17 protein-coding genes and 1 pseudogene are annotated in these 18,001 nt (G+C 69.8%); 12 read left to right on the forward strand and 6 right to left on the reverse strand.

Going from position 1 to position 18,001, the window contains the following annotated elements; all coding sequences use genetic code 11:
* Positions 1-127: 127 nt before the first annotated feature.
* Both ACIRBY_RS16570 and ACIRBY_RS16575 read left to right on the forward strand, forming a co-directional pair.
* Entirely contained in the window at positions 128-478 is a 351-nt protein-coding gene (locus ACIRBY_RS16570) for an antibiotic biosynthesis monooxygenase family protein (protein ID WP_403901102.1), read from the forward strand.
* A 134-nt stretch (positions 479-612) separates the two neighbouring features.
* Entirely contained in the window at positions 613-1,041 is a 429-nt protein-coding gene (locus ACIRBY_RS16575; protein ID WP_403901104.1) for a DUF4267 domain-containing protein, read from the forward strand.
* Between the two features lie 404 nt (positions 1,042-1,445).
* Here the strand turns inward: ACIRBY_RS16575 and ACIRBY_RS16580 are convergent, their stop codons facing one another.
* Positions 1,446-2,078 carry a hypothetical protein gene (locus tag ACIRBY_RS16580; RefSeq protein WP_403901106.1) on the reverse strand — a complete coding sequence of 211 codons (633 nt, stop codon included), beginning with the start codon at positions 2,076-2,078 and terminating at the stop codon, positions 1,446-1,448.
* A gap of 149 nt (positions 2,079-2,227) precedes the next feature.
* Here ACIRBY_RS16580 and ACIRBY_RS16585 point away from each other — a divergent pair, with 149 nt between their 5' ends.
* Positions 2,228-2,644, forward strand: a complete 417-nt coding sequence (locus tag ACIRBY_RS16585) for a hypothetical protein (protein ID WP_403901108.1) — start codon at positions 2,228-2,230, stop codon at positions 2,642-2,644.
* A 354-nt stretch (positions 2,645-2,998) separates the two neighbouring features.
* Positions 2,999-3,472, forward strand: a complete 474-nt coding sequence (locus tag ACIRBY_RS16590; protein ID WP_403901109.1) for a DUF3995 domain-containing protein — start codon at positions 2,999-3,001, stop codon at positions 3,470-3,472.
* Between the two features lie 309 nt (positions 3,473-3,781).
* Here the strand turns inward: ACIRBY_RS16590 and ACIRBY_RS16595 are convergent, their stop codons facing one another.
* Positions 3,782-4,336, reverse strand: a complete 555-nt coding sequence (locus ACIRBY_RS16595; RefSeq protein WP_403901111.1) for an SDR family NAD(P)-dependent oxidoreductase — start codon at positions 4,334-4,336, stop codon at positions 3,782-3,784.
* A 287-nt stretch (positions 4,337-4,623) separates the two neighbouring features.
* Between ACIRBY_RS16595 and ACIRBY_RS16600 the strand changes: the two genes are divergently transcribed.
* Together ACIRBY_RS16600 and ACIRBY_RS16605 are read left to right on the forward strand one after the other, a co-directional pair.
* On the forward strand, positions 4,624-6,444 hold the full coding sequence (locus ACIRBY_RS16600; RefSeq protein ID WP_403901113.1) for a polymorphic toxin-type HINT domain-containing protein: 1,821 nt from the start codon (positions 4,624-4,626) through the stop codon (positions 6,442-6,444).
* Positions 6,441-6,848: a DUF4279 domain-containing protein gene (locus tag ACIRBY_RS16605; protein WP_403901114.1), complete on the forward strand. Its 408-nt coding sequence runs from the start codon at positions 6,441-6,443 to the stop codon at positions 6,846-6,848. The genes ACIRBY_RS16600 and ACIRBY_RS16605 overlap by 4 nt, the downstream gene beginning before the upstream one ends.
* Before the next feature lie 163 nt (positions 6,849-7,011).
* On the opposite strand, the gene ACIRBY_RS16610 is transcribed toward ACIRBY_RS16605, so the two are convergent.
* The 3 genes and pseudogenes from ACIRBY_RS16610 to ACIRBY_RS16620 all read right to left on the reverse strand — a co-directional run.
* Positions 7,012-7,425, reverse strand: coding sequence for a hypothetical protein (locus ACIRBY_RS16610; protein WP_403901116.1), 414 nt, complete (start codon positions 7,423-7,425; stop codon positions 7,012-7,014).
* Positions 7,426-7,702: 277 nt separating this feature from the next.
* Positions 7,703-7,915, reverse strand: coding sequence for a hypothetical protein (locus ACIRBY_RS16615; protein ID WP_403901156.1), 213 nt, complete (start codon positions 7,913-7,915; stop codon positions 7,703-7,705).
* Between the two features lie 16 nt (positions 7,916-7,931).
* Positions 7,932-9,226 (reverse strand): annotated as a pseudogene (locus tag ACIRBY_RS16620) (NUDIX domain-containing protein); the annotation flags it as partial.
* 538 nt (positions 9,227-9,764) lie between these two features.
* On the opposite strand from ACIRBY_RS16620, the gene ACIRBY_RS16625 reads away from it, so the two are divergent.
* The 6 genes from ACIRBY_RS16625 (at position 9,765) to ACIRBY_RS16650 (ending at position 16,575) form a co-directional block, all read left to right on the forward strand.
* Positions 9,765-11,165, forward strand: coding sequence for an acyltransferase domain-containing protein (locus ACIRBY_RS16625; RefSeq protein WP_403901118.1), 1,401 nt, complete (start codon positions 9,765-9,767; stop codon positions 11,163-11,165).
* A 266-nt stretch (positions 11,166-11,431) separates the two neighbouring features.
* Positions 11,432-13,030: a Mu transposase C-terminal domain-containing protein gene (locus ACIRBY_RS16630; RefSeq protein WP_403901158.1), complete on the forward strand. Its 1,599-nt coding sequence runs from the start codon at positions 11,432-11,434 to the stop codon at positions 13,028-13,030.
* Positions 13,027-13,425: an AAA family ATPase gene (locus ACIRBY_RS16635; protein WP_403901120.1), complete on the forward strand. Its 399-nt coding sequence runs from the start codon at positions 13,027-13,029 to the stop codon at positions 13,423-13,425. The genes ACIRBY_RS16630 and ACIRBY_RS16635 overlap by 4 nt, the downstream gene beginning before the upstream one ends.
* A gap of 111 nt (positions 13,426-13,536) precedes the next feature.
* The gene (locus tag ACIRBY_RS16640; protein WP_403901121.1) at positions 13,537-14,592 is read left to right on the forward strand and encodes a tyrosine-type recombinase/integrase; all 1,056 of its coding nucleotides are present in this window, start codon (positions 13,537-13,539) and stop codon (positions 14,590-14,592) included.
* 82 nt (positions 14,593-14,674) lie between these two features.
* Positions 14,675-14,971 carry a helix-turn-helix domain-containing protein gene (locus ACIRBY_RS16645; protein ID WP_403901159.1) on the forward strand — a complete coding sequence of 99 codons (297 nt, stop codon included), beginning with the start codon at positions 14,675-14,677 and terminating at the stop codon, positions 14,969-14,971.
* Positions 14,972-15,420: 449 nt separating this feature from the next.
* A complete protein-coding gene (locus ACIRBY_RS16650; RefSeq protein WP_403901123.1) occupies positions 15,421-16,575 on the forward strand; it encodes an integrase in 1,155 nt (384 codons plus the stop codon).
* Between the two features lie 166 nt (positions 16,576-16,741).
* On the opposite strand, the gene ACIRBY_RS16655 is transcribed toward ACIRBY_RS16650, so the two are convergent.
* A complete protein-coding gene (locus ACIRBY_RS16655; protein ID WP_403901125.1) occupies positions 16,742-17,383 on the reverse strand; it encodes a hypothetical protein in 642 nt (213 codons plus the stop codon).
* Between the last annotated feature and the right edge of the window lie 618 nt (positions 17,384-18,001).

Raw genomic sequence — 18,001 nt, forward strand, 5'->3', positions numbered from 1 at the left:
CCCCAACAGAACGAGACGGCGCCGCCGCCGTCGTAGAGCGGGGACATGTGCTCCGCTGGTATCCGCAGGACGCAGGACGCGGAACCCGGCGACACCCGTTCACCGATGGCGAGAGGAAGTTCCGACCATGGCCAAGCTGCAGAGTCTCGACCCGAACACACCGATGTTCGCGCAGTTCAAGGAGAAGACCGGGCCCATCGTCCTGGCCAACACCTTCTTCGTCCCGAAGGAGAGGACGGAGGAGTTCCTGTCCCTCTTCCGGAGGCAGGCCGAGTTCATGAAGGCCCAACCGGGGTTCGTCTCCCCGCAGATGCACAAGGGGACGGCGGACAGCCGACTCCTGATGAACGTCGCGGTCTGGGAGTCGACCGAGGCGCTCGCCGCGGCGTTCGCCAGCCCCGCGTTCCAGCGCATGGCGGCCGAGCTCCCCGACGACATCGTGTCGTACCCGCACGTCTTCGAGCAGATCGACGCATGACACGACAGCTGCCGCCGGGGGAGGGCAGCCGGGGCAGCCCTGCCCTCCCCCAGGCGGTCACGCATCCGCACCCGCGCCCGGTCGTGAAGCGATCCGGTCCGCCCCTCCGAGCCGAACCTCGCAGGAGAACCGCCGTGTCACTGAAGAAGGTCAACACCGTCCTGGCCGCCGTCCTCACCCTGTTCGTCTTGTACCTCGGACTGTCCTTCATCCTGGCCCCCGAGATGTCCACTCCGGGCGTCGGCCTGCCGACCTGGCCCGACGGCGACGGCGGCGGCCTCCTCGTCATGAAGGGCATCCGCGAGTTCTCGATGGGTCTGGTCATCGCCGTCCTGCTGGTGACGGGCCACCGCCGCGCCCTGGGCCTGGTGCTGCTGATGGAGGCTGTCGCCCCGTTCGGCGACGTGATCAACGTCTTGGCCCACCACGGTTCCGTCGCCGCCGCGTTCGGCATCCACGGCCTGACCTCGGCGGTGATCGCGATCTGCGGCCTGCTGTTCCTCCGCGAGACGAGCAGCCGTCCCGACACCTCCGCCCCGGCGCCCGACGCGCAGCCCGCCTGACAGCTGCACGCCGAAGGGGTGGCCCGGCCACATGGCCGGGCCACCCCTCCTCTGTCGGCGACCGCCGGGAGGGCCAGGCCGCAGACCATCTTCTTCCGGCGAGCGACGGTCTGACGGCTGAGGCAGCCCGTTTAAGGAGAGGAAGCGGCCCGGTCCGCGTCGGGCAAGTCCAGGGGGCCACTCGTGCCAATTGCGGTCGGGCCCAAAGCCTGCCCGAGTTGCCGGCCAGCGTACGGCCCCCCTGAACATGCCCGACCCCAACCCGAACAGGACACCGGCCAAAGCTGCTCGACCGCGATGCAAGGTGCAACAGTCATCGTCAAACACCATAGACGGGACGGGAGTTGACGCACGTGAGCCCCAGGTCGGAGAGTGCGCGCCGGGGCTCGTGCAGGAGGCGCCGATCAGGCGGTCGGATGGGTGGGGGACGGAGCCGGAGGGCGGACCCCCGTCAGGTCCTCTGAGCGCTGCCGCAGGAGCGGGGCCAGCTCGACGTACCAGCCACGGCCCACGGCCTGGAGCATCTCGGCGAGGGCGATCTGTTCGCTGATTCGGTCCGCGGGGGTGTCAAGGACATGGGTGAACTCGGCACGGATGCGGTCGGCGACGGCGGGGACGCAGAGGCTGTTCACGTAGAGCGTCGCGGGGGCGTAGCCGACGGGGACGGCGCCCCAGCGCTCCCAGTCCAGGATGACGAGCGGCTCATGGGTGAGGTTGGCCCACTGAAGATCGGCGTGCCCGGTAACGAGTTCGGTGATGGCCGGGGCGGGGATCCCAAGGAACTCGGGGAAGACCCGGTCGGCCCAGGACTGGCGGATGGTTTCGCGGGGAGGTTCGGCGGTGCTGAGGGCTTCCAGGCTCTCCCGCAGGGTCGTCCACCAGGAGTCCGGCAGGCCCGGATCCGCGGTGAGGTCAGGCGTTTCCGGCGAGATGACGGGCTGGGCGATGTAGTCGATCAGCTCCGCTTCGAAGACGTACTCGCCGCCGTCCCAGTGGAGCAGGTCGTGCAGGTGCGGGCGGGACACCTTGTCGGACACCCGTTCCTCGGCGAGGGCGATCCCCTCGTTCCGGTTGGCGGGGGTCTTGGCTGCCTCGCCGCAGTGGACGCGGAGCCAGTGGCCGCCCTCGGTGCGGCTGCCGATGGTGCGGCCGAGCCATCCCCAGGCCGGCGCCCAAGGACCCCGACGTGGTCGAAGCCATGTGGAACCAGGAACGCGACAAGGAGTGGAAGAAGACCGACGACGGCGTCTTCATGACCAGGCAGGCCGTCGACTTCTACAAGAAGTTCTACCCGCCGGGCGTCCACGACGCGTTCTTCGCGATGGTCCGCCACGCCCTCTCGGACAAGTACGCCGACATGGCCGGCCTGCCCAAGAGCGTCCTGGGCGCGGCCGCCGAACCCCTGGCCGCGGGCCACGGACTGGTCAGCGGCGTCGGCGGTGGCATGCTCGGCGGCACCGCCCAGAAGGCCACCGGCGTCAACCCGTACAAGGACATCCTCGGCATCGCCTCCAAGGGCTACAACGAGGTCCAGCGCTTCGCCCTGACTCAAGGCGAGGACGACCAGCCCCAGATGCACCAGGAACTCCACGACAACCGCTGAGCCGCCCCCGGCCGGCCTCCACCACGCCGACTCCCGCGGCGCACCGGTCCCCGGCCGGTGCGCCACCCCCTCGTAGAACCGGAGGTCGTCTCCCACCCGCAGGACGACCTCGGGGTTGGCGGAACGAGGTGGGGAGGCCGCCGGCGGGTCGGAGCAGGTTGAGGCGGAGCGGTGGTGTCTCCCCCGTATGGGGGAGAAGGGTTCGTCCCGGTGCCCGACTCGCCCGGAGGGCGGTTCGGGCAGTGTTTTCCCAGGCGGGACGCGGTGGGCGTGCCGGACGGGAACGAGACCTCGGGGGAAGAGATGACTACTGCCATGGCTACGGCGGCGGTACGGCGGGTTTGGCCGGGCTATGTGGCTGCAGGGGCGGCGATTGCCTACGCGGCACCGCATTTCTGGTGGGGTGCCGGGATCGGCGCGACCTTCCCCGGGGACTTCGCCTCCGCCCCGCACGGTACCTGGGAGGCCGCGATCGGCTACTGGGGGATGGGTGTCGTCGCCGTGTTCGGTGCCGTCGGCGCGCTCGCCCTGGTCCAGCCCTGGGGGCGCCGACTCCCGCGCCGCACCCTCTGCGCCGTGTCCATGACCGCCTCGGCCGGTATGACGCTGTGGGGCTTCACCTACTTCGCGCTGCAGTACCTGCTCGCCGCCGGCCGGGTCGTCTCCGCCCCCGCCTTCGCCGCCAAGGACGCCGACCCGCAGGCCGCCTGGGGCCTCTTCTGGTACGCCCTCTTCGTCCTGTGGGGCCTGATGCTCGGCGTGGCCGCCTGGAACCGGCTGCGGACGGAGCCGTCGAGGAACCAGGTGCACCGTCCCGTGGGGGCATGAGACCGGTGAGTGCCGGAGCCGGACGAGCCCGCGGCCACGCTCGGAAGTCCTCCGAGGGCGAGCGCGGGACGGCAGCTCGCCGAGCCGGTCTGCGACCCGCGCCGCCGACCCAAGGCACCGGCGCACGCCCCGAACGGCCCGCCGGTGGAGGCCGGCTGCGCCCCGGAGTTCATGCGCACCCCCGACATCCGAGCACCGACCTTCCGGCCGCGCCGTGCGCCCCTCACCCGTCCGCGAGGAGGGCGAGGGAGGCGCGCCGGGGGAGCGCTGCGAGGGTCCTGGTCACGGCGGCGTTGGTGCGGCCGGGGATCAGGGTGTGGCGGCGCCGCCGGCGGAGCTCCCTGACGGTGACTGCGGCCACCGACTCCGGGCCCCGACCAGCACGGCCGGGGTGTCCGCATGGAGGCCGGGCCGGGTCGCGGTCGGCCCGGGGCACACGGCCAGCACGTGGATCCCGCGCGGCCGTTGCTCGTACCACAGCGCCTGCGAGAAAGCGTGCACGAAGGCTTTGGTGGCGCCGTACACGGCCTGGCCTGGCTGCGGGGTGAACGCGAGCGTCGAGGCGACGTTGACGAGGGCCGCCCCGGGGCGGGCGACGGTGAGGAAGGCGTGCACGAGGCCGACGAGCGCCTCGCAGTTGAGGTGCAGCACGGGCAGCGTCTCGTCGAGGGGCATCTCGGCGAACCGGCCTTCGCAGGTCCGGCCCGCATTGGTGACGAGCAGGTCGTTGGGGGTGGCGGCCACGGTGACCGCGGCCGCCGCGCTGCGTACGCCCTCCGGGTCGGCCAGGTCGGCCAGGTCGGCCAGGTCGGCCACGAGGTGGTCGTGTCCCTCGCCCAGTTCCGCGGTGAGGGCCGATCCCATGACCGTGCTCGGGCGGTGCCGGTCGTGCCGGATGCCGGCTTCGGCTTCTGGTCGCGCGCGGTGGTGGAGGTCGCCGATGCCGAGCAGGTGCGTGCGGTGCTGCGGGGCGCCGGGTGTCGCCCCGGCCGACGCGCGCGTCCGCAGGGACCGTCCCCATAAGAATTGATCATGACTTCGGGTAACGGCTTACGGTGGGCGGCGACCAACGCGCTACGCGCGAGTAACAAGGGCGGCTTCTGCCGCAAGGGGGAGCGCGGTCCGAACCGGTCCGCGCCCGTAGGGAACGCATGTACCACCATCTCAAACAGAAGATCGTCACACTCCTCACGGCCCTGTGCCTGACAGTCGGCACGGGGGTGGGAACGGCTGCGGCCGCGGAGCCGGCCGCGGGTGAGCCCACGCTGCTGGAGATCGCTGCGCGGGTTGCGCAGTACTCCAAGTGCCGGGAGCGGCCCTTGCTGGAGCGCCCCAGGTGCCACAAGGAGTTCGCTCTCAAGTCCATCAAGCTCGGCCTCGGCGTCGGGGCTTTTATCTACCTGCTCGGAGACCCGGAGGAGGGCGGCGGCACGTCCTTCGACGCACTCAACAAGGAGCTCGAGCAGCTCGTCAAGCTCCGGCCGCTGCTCACACCGGACCCGAAGCAGCAGGCCGACCCCGAGAAGAGGCGGCAGGCCCTCCAGCAGGCGCTGAAGACGTTCAAGGCCGCCAAACCGCACCTGGACAACCTCGGGACCAATCTGGTTACCATCTCCCGCCTCGTCGGCGCCGAAAACGAGTCGGCCGAAGTCCTGGCCATGCTCGTTGCCGCGAACTACGTCCCCCCGGGCGAAGACCTTCCGCCGGTTGTCATCGACGGCGACCCGATCGGGAAGTGGTTCGACGAGCTGAACGCCGCCCTCGGCCAGGCAGTTGCCGGCATGAACACGTCGATCGAGGCGCTCGACGAGATGAACGCCGCCCTGGACGGCGTCAACCAGACCCTCGGCGAAATGAACCAGGCACTCGAAGGGGCCGCCCGGGGCATGGACAAGGCCAACCAGGGCGTGGCCGAGATGAACGCGGGGATGAGCCAGGTGAACAAGGCCGTCACCGGGTTCAACAAGGCAGCCGACGGTCTCCTCAAGGTCTCCGACATCAAGTTCGACTTCTCCCATGTCGGAGAAGCCGTCGGCACGACCGGCACCACGCCCGAGGAGAACGCAGCCCGCGATGCGCGCATGGGCGCGCTCCTCAACGTGCTGCCCGGCGTCGGGGACGGCAAGGGCATCGTCGAAGCCATCACCGGCAAGGACATGGCCACTGGCGGCGAACTCAGCACCGCCGACCGCGCACTCGGGGCACTTGCCGTGCTGCGCTGGCTCAAGGTCGGCGGCAAGCTCATCCCCGACGACATCCGCAAGGTCCAGCGGCGCATGAAGTGCGACAGCTTCCCGGCTGGTACGCAGGTACTGATGGCCGACGGTTCCACGAAGCCGATCGAGGCCGTACAGGTCGGCGACGAGGTCCTCGCCGCCGACCCTTCGTCGGGCACGACCGGAGCCCGCCGCGTCGACGACACGATCCGCACGCCCGACGACCGGGACTTCACCGGTATCACCCTCGACGCCGCCCTGGGCGGAGGCTCCCTCACCGCCACCGACCACCACCCGTTCTGGACGCAGAACAGCGGAAAGTGGACCCACGCCGCGGACCTGAACGCAGGGGACGCCCTGCGCACCCCGGACGGCTCCACCGCGCGGATCCAGCAGGTCACGCACTGGAAGACCCTCCAGCCGGCCTACAACCTGACCGTCAACGACCTGCACAGCTACCATGTGCTGGCCGGCAAGACCCCGGTCCTCGTCCACAACGCATCGTGCAGCATCATCCCCGGCGAGATCCCCGACGCCGTGGCCATCGACCGCGGTTCGCTGGTGAAGCTGAAGGAAAAGCAGCTTGAGAAGGCCCTCCAGAGCATGGGAGAGGACCCGCACGGCTTCAAGGCCGACTGGGTCGGCAAGAACATGGTCTCCAGGTTCGATGCGATGCGCGACGGCGACAACCGGATCGTCCTCGTGAGCAAGGACGGCAGGATCCTGGTCCCGACGAACTACAGGTACCGCCCGTGAGCGCCTTCCGCATCTACCTGCGGGTGGTCAGCGAGACCCTGCAGCCCGAAGCCGTCTCCCGGCATCTGGGAGTGGAACCCGACGAGTCGACGTCGATCGGCAGCCGCCGACGCCCTCAGTCGCCCCCTCGCTCCCACTCCACCTGGATCCGCCGCGCGGGCCGCGCCCGACCGGAGGACCTGGAGCCGGTGATCCTCGCATGGGGGCAGGACTTCGCCGAGTCCCTGGGACGCCTCGCCGTCTCCGACGACGCCGCCGTCTGCCTGCAGATCGTCCAGGAGATCAGAGACCCCGACGACCCCCAGCAGATGGGCATCTTCCTCAGCCCGGCGCTTCTGTCCTGGCTGGCCGTGTCCCACGCGTCCCTGGACATCGACCAGTACGTCTACACGGACCCGCAGTAACGCAGTAGCTCCACGTCCCGCCGGCACCGCCGGCGGGACGTGGGCGTTCTCCCCCCACACCCGGCCAGCCGAGCAGGCCCGTCGTCGCCGGTCCTCGGCCGCGAGGGCCGGTTCGCGACGCGAGCTCGTCACGGGGTGTCCCGCAATCCCACGAGGCCGAGGGTCATGGCGTGTCCGGGTCGGTGCCGATGGCACCGGCGGAGCGAAGCGAACGCCCGAGGTCTCCGGTGAGGATGCGGGGGTGTCGCCGCCACCACCACAGGTCGGGGCCGGGGACCCTGTGAAACCGGTCGAGCGCCATGCCGTCGTCGTCGACGGTCGCGGCCTTGTATCGGTCGTCCAGTGCTTTGATCTGCGGGGTCCAGAGCTGGACGATGTGGTCGTCCAGCAGGAGCCACCACTCGTGCAGCCAGTTCCGGCAGTAGAGGTCGTTGCTGTACTCGTGGATGTCGTCGCCGTAGCCGCGCTCGACGGCGCTCACCAGGGCGTCCCAGGCATCCACCGTTTCAGCGACGGTGAACGCCGTCCGCCAGCCGCGCCGGTGCAACAGCTCTCCGACCTCGGTTTCCGTAGCCACGGGTGTGAGGTTCTCATGCCGGATCCGTCCGGGCGACCGAGATGTGTCCCGCCGGGCGCCACAGCGTCAGGGACCGGACCGCCGCTCCGAACGCGCCTGCCGCCGCCAGTCCGACGGGCCGGCCCCGCGCGCCCGCTTGAACGCCACGCTGAACGCGAACGCGTTGCCGGCGGTCGCTCACGGCTGCTGCGCCGAACGGCAGCGTGCCGCCACCCCGGCCGGGGTGACGGGCTGAGGAGCCGGCGGTCGAGCGGGTCGCCGTCGTCCGCGGGGTGCGTCACGCAGCGGAGGGCCGGTCATAGGTGAGGAAGAGGACGCCACTCGGCAGGACCGTGTGGGCGGTCAGCTCCCACTGCCGGACGTCGAAGCCGGTAGTGCGGCCGAGCAGCGGGATGCCGGCGCCGATGGTGATCGGGGACAGCTTGACGATCAGCCTGTCGATCTCGGGGTGCAGCAGGCCCGCCAGCTCGCCGCCGCCGCAGAGCCAGATGTCCTTTCCCTCCTCCTGCTTGAGCTCGCGGAGTGCCGTGGCTGTCGTCGACCAGCATCAATCACCACGTGCGCGTCGGCCGGGTCGGCGCGCAGCCCGGTCTCCTCGGCGAGTTCGCGCACTGCGGCGGCGAAGTCTTCCGGGCCCGTGGTCTTGCCGCCGGGCAGCTCCAGCATGCCGCGCCGGGAGCGGCCGAGCAGGACCCGGCCGGCGTCGTCGGTGACGACGGCGAGCGCGCCGGTCAGGGCGTGGCCGGTGGTCGGCCGCTTCTCGACGGCCCGGGTGCCCGTGCGGCACGGGCCCCGCAGGACCAGGAAGGCCAGCCCGTCCGCGTCCAGCCGCTCCGCCACCTCCCAGCCGGCGCAGACCAGGTCGATTTCGTCCTCGTCCAAGGCGATACCGCGCCGCTCCTGAGGCGTGTTCTCCACGAGCGGGGTGATGACGACGAGCGCACCGGTGTCCCGCAGCCGCTCGCCCAGTGCGTGCACGACGCGACCCCGGTCCCTCAGGAAGGGGTACATCAGCCGCATGACGACCAGGTCATATCCCTCTGCGTGCAGCGGGGCCGGGTCGTCGTGCTCGACGTCCAGCTGTAGCGCCGCGAGCACGACCACGGCCGCCACCATGCCGCTCACCACATTGCCCACCCCGATCGACAGCCGCAGCGTTCTGCGGGCCGAGTCGGTGCCGAACTTCCCCGCCTCCGGAATCCGCTGGACCTCAGGCCGCTCGGTCGCCTCCACCTCCACGCCGGTGACGGCCGTGTAGGAGCGGGCGGACACCGCCCGCTCCACCTGCGGCTCCAGCCGACCCGACAGGGCGGTCGACCACGCCGACAGCATCGCGGTGGCCACCGCCGCGACCGCGAGCCCCATCAGCGACGGCAGAGCGTCGCGGAGCTTGTCCACGGTCGGACTGTAGGCGAACAACTGCGCGAGGACGCCGCTGACCGCCACCAGACCCCACCCGGCAGACACGCCCTGCGCGAGCTCGGCGGCCACGACCCCCATCAGCGCGCGCCGGTCCGCCTCCCAGCCGGTGCGCAGCACCAGGCCCACCATGTGCGGAAGCGCGGCCGCCATGTGCCCGAACCCCAACCGGGTCAGCGGGCCTTCATGCCGGACGTAGGACTGGTCGTAGCGCAGCCGGCCGCCGTACAGCTCCCGCTCCGCGTCGGAGATGCTGTCCGTCGCTTCCGTCCTCGACGGACTCGGGACCGCGTCGCCGCCCGGTTCGACTGACCTCAATGTGTCTCCCCCTCGTAGACGTGGTGGTGCGTCGGTGTGTTCAACGACACGCGATTTCGAGCAACTGTTCCTTTCGGACGGCTTATGCACCCTGTGATTCAGCGATTTTCCGAAGGTGCACAGTGCACCGACCTTTGCCGCGCAAGAGCACGCGTCCGGGGGCGATTGGCCGAAACGCCGACGCTCGGACGCTGTGGCAATGCACGGTCGGCCAGAGTTCGTGGCCGGCGCCTCATCCTGTCTGCCTGGGGCAAGCGGCAGGCCCACGAGGACGGCGGCGTTCTCGGCCCGCTGCAGGCCGTACTGCAGGGCCACACGGATCAGAGCGGCCGGGCTGTCACCGAAGCGGTTCCGGAGCAGGCCCAGACCGTCCTGGATGATCCGCAGCGCCCCGGGTTGAACCAAGCTTGCGCAGCCGGACGGCGGCCACTGCGCACCGACCCCGGTGGGGAGGGCGAGGCTACAGGCCGGCTCTCAGGAAGGCGATACCCTATTATCGTCGGATAGACGATAATAGGGTTCCTGCTTGACGCCCTGTTATCGGCGGTCGGCGCTGCGGCTGCGACCGCAGAACCGGCACCCTCAACCTTCGGGAGGCACCCATGGCATCGAAGCAGAGCGCAACCGCCCCCGCGCCCGCCCACGACGAGATGGCGCGGCGGACGGTGAACGCACTCGTGAGGATCGCCCACACGGACGAATGGACGACGGGCCTGTCCGTCCATTACTACCTGATGTACGCCCTCCTCGACGGCGATGGCGTTCGCATGGACTACGCACCCCTGGACTGGATCGATCAGTGGCGCCGGCGCTGGATGGCCGCGCGTGAGGCGGACGACCAGTCGGCTGTTGCCGCCGAGAAGGACTACCTCCACGAGCAGATGCTGGCCGCGCTCCATGGCGAGCCCGGGGTGCAACGGCATCTGTGGGAGAGACTGCCCGGGTGGGAGGTCGCGGCCCGCCGGACGCTGACGGCTTCCTACGTCAGGAAATCCCTCGGGCTGGGCGAGGAGTTCCGGGCCTGGACCGAAGCCCTGGAAGCTGCGGCGAAGCACTACCACTGGTACGGGGCACCGGGCATACACGAGGGCGCTGCACTCATCACCCTGATGGAGGAACTGAAGATCCCCCGGGAGGACCACGCCGACATCGCCGCCGCGGCCGATGCCGTGACACATGTCGACTCCCCATGGCTCTGGCTCCTGGAACGCACCCTCTGGCTGATCCGGTCCCGGATGGGCAACAGCCTGAGCGTCCCCGTCGGTCCCGTCATGTACGAGCACGGCCTGGAGGGATGGTGGTTCTACGTCGTGGCCTTTCTGGCCGCCACCCCGTACGTGCGGGACTTCCACCGGAGCATCGAGGTGCCGGAGGAGACATCGGCGGCCGGCCTGGGGGTGCTGGGCGAGAAGATCGCCCTCTACCGGAAGGGCTCCGAGTACGGCGGCCTGATCCAGCACGACTTCGTGATGGGTGCGTTCTGCGGGCGCATCTACCGGCTGGAACAGCTCGACTGCGTGGCATGGAACGACGGGGTGGACGTGTACGTGCCCCACACCGCGCATCCGCTGACGACCGTACCGGACCAGGCCTGGGCGGACCGCGTCCACGCGTTCCTCCGCCGCCTGCCACGCGAGTACGGGAAGGGCGTCCAGTGGGAGCAGGGAGCCTTCACCATCAGCGTCAACAGCTGGCTGCTCGACCCGGCCCTGAACGACCACCTTCCCGAGGACCACGAACTGCGCCGGTTCATCGAGGGATTCACCTCCTCACGGCGCGGTCCGGACCGCTGCCCCGCACAGGACCAGCGCGGCCTGACCGGCGGCGACCGTGAGGCGATCCAGTACGCCTTCGGACGCTATGTGCTGGACCTGGACGACGCGCTGTCGCTGACCGCGGAGACCGCCCTCCAGCACGCCGCACTCGCCCACCTGCGGGCCGGCCACCACTGGATCCAACCGACCGCTGGACTGCGATTTCTCGGTTTGGGGGTGGTGGGGTGAGAGACAGTGAGGTTCTGGGGTGTTGATGCTGGTCGGGACATGTCTAGGGGGCTGGTCTCGCTGTCTTTGATGTGAGAGATCGGTGGGGGATCGCTGTCTGGGGCCTTTATCGCTCCAGGGGTGACGCTGTCTCAGTTTCGTGAGTTCTGATCTATCGGCTGGTACAGGCCGGTTGTGTGGGGTGGGTGGACGAGGAAGTACAGCAGGCGGTTGGTTCGGGCGGGGCGTTGCCTGGGGTGTCGGTTCGGGCGTTGCGGGGGCCGGCGGTGCGCCGGTTGTTGGCTTTGCGTCGGGAGGGGAAGCTGACCACCGGGCATGTGCGGACGGTGGGGGAGACGTTCGGCGTGCAGGAGCGGGCGGTGTGGCGGTGGCTGGCTGCCGCGGAGGAGGATGAGTCTGCGGTGCCGGGGGAGAGGGCCCGGTACTACGGGCGGTTCACGGTCACCCCGGAGGTCCGGGCTCTGCTCGGCCTGTGGAAGGGCAACGTCGCGGCTGTGCATCGCGAGCTGACCGCTCGCGCGGCCCGGGGCGAGGGTGAGCTGCCGCCGTCGATTCCGACGCTGCACCGTGCCATCCGGCGGGATCTGACCGTGGGGGAGCGGGCGGGACTGGCCGGTGGTGAGCGTGAGGCCCGCAAGCACGATGTGTTCCTGGCTCGGCCTCGGGGCTGGCGGAATCAGGTGTGGGAGGCCGATCACGTCCAGGCCCCCGTTCTGGTCGAGGTTGAAGGCAGCGTCCGTCGTCCTTGGGCCACCTGGTTCGTGGACTGCGCGACGAACACGGTCATGGGCGTCGCGGTCACGCCCGGGTATCCGTCGCGGGAGTCGGTGCTGGCTGCGCTGCGGTCGGCGGTGTTGCGCGAGGAGCCGTTCGGGCCGCAGGGAGGGCTCCCGGAGAAGGTCCGTGTGGACCGGGGCAGGGACTTCTTGTCGAAGACGGTCGCGGCGGCGTTCGGTGCGCTGGTGGTCGAGGTGGAGGACTTGCCCGCCTACACGCCACATCTGAAGGGCACGGTCGAGGGCCTGAACCGGGCGGTGGAGTCGATGTTCCTCGCCTCGTTGCCCGGCTACCTGCGTCAGCCGCGCCCGGGCCGGCGCCGTGGGCGGCCGAAGGACGAGGGCCTGGTCGACTTCGAGGACTTCACCGCCCGGCTGCTGGGCTGGGTGGAGTGGTGGAACACCGTGCACCAGCCGGCTCCGCTGGGCGGAAAGACCCCGCTTCAGGCCTGGGAGGCGGATCCGACTCCGGTGCGGGAGGTGAGCCCGGAGGAGTTGTGGACGTTCACGCTGGAGGACGACGGACGGATCCGGGTGGTCTCCACCCGCGGGGTCCGGTTCCGCCGACGGGATTATGTGGGGCCGTGGATGACGGGTCTGGCGGGTACCGGGGTGCGGGTGCGGTTCATGCCGCACCACGATCACCGGATCGAGGTCTTCGATGCCTCGACCGGCCGCTACCTGGGCCCCGCGACCGTTGCGGACGAGGCGAGCCCGGAGCAGATCACCGCGGTCCGCACCGCGCGGGCCGCGCGTAGCCGGCGTCTGCGCAGGGACCTCGCCGCAGCCCAGCGCGAGCGCTACGCCGCCGCGACCCGGCCGGGGAAGCCGGAGCGGCTGGACGCCGTGTCCGCGGTCGAAGCTGCCGCCGAGCTGGCGGCGGCTGATCGGACGGGTCTGTCGAGGCTGGCGCTTCCAGACCTGATCCCGCCGGCCGCGCCTCCGCCTGCCTGGCGTACCCCGGCCTCCCTCGCGGCCCGTACCCGGCCGCAGACGTCACCCGCGCCCGATGACGACGAGCCCGGCGGCGGACCGGAGGGCGGTGTCACCGGTGACGGGGATGGCGTTGCGGGCGGTGGTGTGCGTTGACCGCGTCCACCTACCAGTACGTCGACCTGCCCGACGCCTCCATCGTGACCACGACGGCGCTGCTGACCGCGCGGGAGAACATCGCGGACACGGTCGCGGCGCGGGCGATGATGTGCATTCATGGCAACGCCGGCTTCGGCAAGACCTTGGCGGTCAACACCTGCCTGCACGAGCTGGAGGACACTAGGGGAGAGGAGGTCTGCCGGGTCACCTTCCGGGCCCGCCCCACCGCCCGCGCGGTCCGCTACGAGCTGTTCGAGACGCTCCGCCTGCCCGGTGAGCCGCCCCGCCACCCCAGCGAGTTCGACCGCCTGCTGAAGACCGCCCTGGCCGAGCGGCCCCGCACCTTCCTCGTCGACGAGGCGCAGTGGCTCAACGGCGAGGCGTGTGGATGAGCCGGTTATTTCGCTGGCGGGGTTGCCTTTGAACCGGTGGGTCGTTGGGTTTGTCGGTGGTGGCGCGATTGTTCAGGTGCTGCCTAACTGACGAGCTTTGGGGTGTTGCGGGTGGCTGTGGGGGAGCGGGGCGGGCTGCGCGTGGTCGGGGGTGGGCTGCCCGATGCGGATGCCGGGGCGGATCCGTGGGTGTTCCAGGCCGAGTGTGCTGAGGCGTTCGCGAGGTCGTGGGTGGTGCGAGGGTTCGCTCCGACGACGGTCCGCGGTTACACCTCGCTCCTGACCCGTGTCCTGGGGCGTTTCGACTGCCCGGTGTGGGCAGTGAAAGCCGAAGACGTGGATGAGATGTTCCACGCTCTGGTGGTGGAGGGTCTGGCAGCGGGGACGCGCCGGCAGTACCTGCAGGTACTCCGTGACTTCCACGCTTTCGTCGCACAGCGGTACGGGGCTCAGGTCCGTGCCCGGTTCGCGGTGTCGGTTGGTGACGGAGGGCTGGACCGGTTCAACCGCGTGCGTCATGCCGGTGACGACGCTGCGATGGGTCCGCCGCCCGGCAAAGAACGGCTGCAAGGGTTCTTCTCCTTTGTCCGTTCCCAGGTCGCGGTCGCTTCCGACTACCGGGCCGCGGCGCGGGATTACGCCATGCTGCGCACGCCGTACCACTCGGCGCTTCGGGTGAGCGAGCTTGTACGTCTGGACCTGTGCGACGTTCATCCGGGACTGGGGCCGTCTGGGAAGCTTCATGTGCGGTTCGGGAAGGCCGCGAACGCGTCGGGGCCGAGGCCGCGGTGGGCGCCGATGTTGGAGGGCCTGGACCGGATTCTGGCCTGGTACCTGGCTGACGTCCGGCCGCTGTTCCCTGCCACCTCGGCGCTGTTCTGTGACGAGGACGGCCAGTCTCTGAAGACGGGTATGGTTCGGGACCGCCTGGCCCGGATTCTTGATCTTGAAGGCGTCGGCTGGGACGAGCGGTTCACGCCTCATGCGCTGCGCCGGGCGTGCGCGACGCACCAGTACGAGCGGGGCATGGACCTGATCGCGGTCCAGCAGCTGCTCGGACACCGGCATATCGCCTCGACGATGGCGTACGTGAAGCCATCGCAGCGGTTTGTCGAGGACGCCTGGCAACGCGCCACCGATGCCGCAGTCCGCGCACTGGCCGGCTGACCGAACAAGGGCGAGAGACATGACCTCAGCAGGACCCGGGCTTGCGGATCCGGCCTCGGCAGGCGTGCAGTGGCGGTTGCGGATGGCCGCGGCGGAGCGCGGTGTGTGGACGGGCACCCAGCTGCGGCGGCTGCTTGCCGAGAGCGCGGGGCTGGATCTGTCCCCGGCCTCGGTGTCGGCTCTGTTCACCAAGCAGCCGTCCCAGGTGAAGCTGTCCACTCTGGCCGCGCTGTGCATCGCCCTGGACTGTGCTCCTGGAGACCTCCTCGTGCTGAGTCCCCCAGCGCCGGTGGTGCAGGCACTGGCGGAGCTGTCAGGCGGGCAACCGTTGCCGGGCCCGCTACGGGCTGTCGGGAAGCGGTCTCTGCCGCCCCTGTGACGTTCGCGGCTGTTTGTTGTTCCTTCTCTTCTGTCTGGCAGGTTCGAGATCGCATGGCAGCGAACGCTCCCGGTGCCGTTCAGGGCCGCTGTGCTGGGTGTATGAAGCTGCGCTGGCTCCGTCCCGGTTCGAGCCTGTGTGCCTGGTGCTCGAGGACGTGTCCCGGCTGCGGGGGCGGCAGGCGTTCGGAGCAGGAGACGTGTGCGGCTTGCCGGCGCAGGGCCGCGGGTGGCCACGGGCGTGGTCCGTGTCAGCGTTGCGGGCGGCGACGGATTCTGCATGGGGAGACTCAGTGGTGTCGCCCCTGCTCCGATCCCGCGGGGGCGGAGCCGCTTGTGCCCTGTTCAGGATGCGGTGTCCTGGCCCAGTGGGCGCGTGGCATGTGCAAGGGCTGCTACGAGCGGTCGCCTCACACGGTTGAGACCCGCGCGGCAGGCTGGGCTCGACAGATGCCCTGCGCACCCTCGTGGTGGGACGCCCTGGCCTCGCATCTGGCGACGCACCGGCACACCTTCTACGCCGCGGACGCCCTCGCCCATACCGCCCGTCTCATCATCGATGCCGGCTCCAACGACCCCCACACTCTGCTCGGAGAGGCCCGTCGTACGCGTTCCTGGCTCAGCAGGCCGCTCACAGACTTCTTCCACGCCCAGCAGCTCCTCACGGCTCCCGCCGACTTCGAGGAAGAGCGGTCCACCGCTCTGCGCGAGCGGCGGATCCGGGCAGTCCCGGCGCCTCTGCGCCCCGCAGTCCGCGCGTTCGCGGATGCGCTGGTGGCCCAGCGGCAAGACGCTGAGCGGCTTGGGCTGCGTCCGAACCAGCTCAAGACCATCGAGATCCGCCTCGACACCGTTCGAGACCTCGCCCTCCACCTCCACGCCCAAGGCCACAGCACCTGGGCGAGCGTGAACGTTACCGACCTGGAGACATTCCTGGCCCGCAACCCAGCCCGCCGAGCTTCCTGGCTCGCTGGGCTGCGGCAGTTTTTCTCCCACGCCCACCGCACCGGACTGGTGCTTCACAATCCCACTGCTGTCGTGGAAGCCCCGCAGTCACGTGGCTTCCGGGGCTCGACCCTCACTCTCGACGAGCAGCGCGCCCTCTACCGCCGCTGGACTACCGGCAAGGACGTCCTCCCGCACGAGGCGTTCATCGGCCTGGCGGCCCTTCTCCACGCCGCCACCACGACCGAACTCCGCCGACTAACCCTCGCCCACATCAACACCGGTCGCCGGACGGTCCGCTTCCCTGGCCGTAGCATCGACCTTGCTCTCGACAGCGCCACATGGCGGGCTCTGGAAGGCTGCCTTGCCCACCGGAACACCTTGTACACGGACAACCCGCACGCACTGGTTACCCGGCTCACCAGAGTCACCACCGGCCCGGCCGGCGCGGCCCATATCCGAGACAGCCTCGCCCCGGTCGGCCTCCTCCCGCGCGTCCTGCGCTCAACACGGCTGCTCACCCTCGCCGACGAACTCGACGTCAAACAGCTCACCGTGGCGCTGGGCATGTCCTACGCTGGAACTGCCCACTACCGGTTACGGCCTGAGCGGCTGTCATACGAGGCGGCGTTCCTCCTCGGCATCGCTCGTACTTCATAGTTCCTGTCACCGGTTACTGGTTCAAATGGGTGGTGGTAGGAATCCCAGAGTCTAGCCATGATTCAGAATGAAGCATGAGCGGGTTCGGGAGACGGCTCTTCCGGGTGGGGGGTGTGGGCTCCCCATCACTGTTGCTGGAGGGGAAGCCCACGAGGTCGTTTGTCGGTCAGCCTTGCAGATGATCTTGGATGACTCGCTGGAGTGCGGGGGTGTCGCCGGTTCCGGTCCACCGTACGTACTGGAAGTTCTTCCCTTGGCTCTGTGCCAGGTCGCGAGCTTCACCGAGGGCGGAGAGCGGGGGCTCGCACATGTTGCTCACGATGATGACCGCATCCAGGTCGACTGATCTGCCCAACATCCGTTGTACGCGCTGTCGTAGATCGCTGGCACTCATGGGCTTAGCGGGGTCTCCGAACCTGGTCTCGATCCCGAGCGTCTTGCCCTCTGCGGTCACGGTGGCGTCGCGGCCGAGGTCACGGGGGCCTGACCCACGAACGGCGGCTCGGTTGAAGACCGCAGTGAGCTGGCCGATGACGACCTCCTCGTAGGCTGCGGCGGACAGTGCCCGAATGTCCGGGTCGTGCTGGATCGCGGGGGCGATGAGGGTTGCCGCGGAGGCCAGGCTCAGAGCCTCCTCGGGAGTATCTGACTCGCGGATCTTGTCTCCGACGTCGCCCCAGGTCAGTGTGCCGTCGGCTAGACCGATTTCCTTGATGAGGAGCCCCATCACTGCGGCGACGATCAGGAGGGAACCGACGATGATGAGGGCTGTAGGGCCGGCTTCCACTTCGGTGATGAAGACTGCCACCGTGCCAGCACCCGCCATGGCGGCACCGGTGAGGCCCAAGGTCCAGCGGGCGGCAGGGGTAAGCCTGCCCGTCCGGTTGATACGGGCGGCCCGCTCGGTTCGTCTGGCCCTCCATTGGGCTATCGCCCCTGGGGGTTTGGCAGGGCGGGAGGCAGGAGTGGTCATGGCAGTGCAGCGTAGGGTATGGGCGCGGAGGAGTGAGCGGACTGGTTGCCTGGGCTTGGGCCCTTGGCAGGCTCCTCAACGGCCGTCAGCTCGGCGAACCGGCCTCTTCTTGTTGCCGGCCGGGACCGCGAAGCGGGCCCCGCTCTGGAGGCGAAGCCGCAAGGGCCTGGGGTGGGAGCTAAGCGGACACCCCAACAGGCCGAAGGCCTGCACCCCGTGAAACGGGATCACCTTCCGCGCGCAGCGTGGAAGCACCACAGGGGCCGCGAAGCGGCTCCACCCGGGTGGAGCGAAGCGGAACCCGGGCAGTCCGAAGCGAAGCGCAGGACCCCGGCCCGAAGGGCCGGCTCTTTGCTCGAAGCGAAGCGGAGAGCTGGCCCCGAAGGGGCCCGGCCGAGCGCAGCGAGGCCGTTCGGTCCTGAGCGCGCAGCGCTCAGGTACCCGCTCCGCGGG

The sequence above is a fragment of the Streptomyces sp. NPDC096136 genome, assembly GCF_044763325.1.
In the GTDB taxonomy this organism is placed as follows: Bacteria; Actinomycetota; Actinomycetes; order Streptomycetales; family Streptomycetaceae; genus Streptomyces.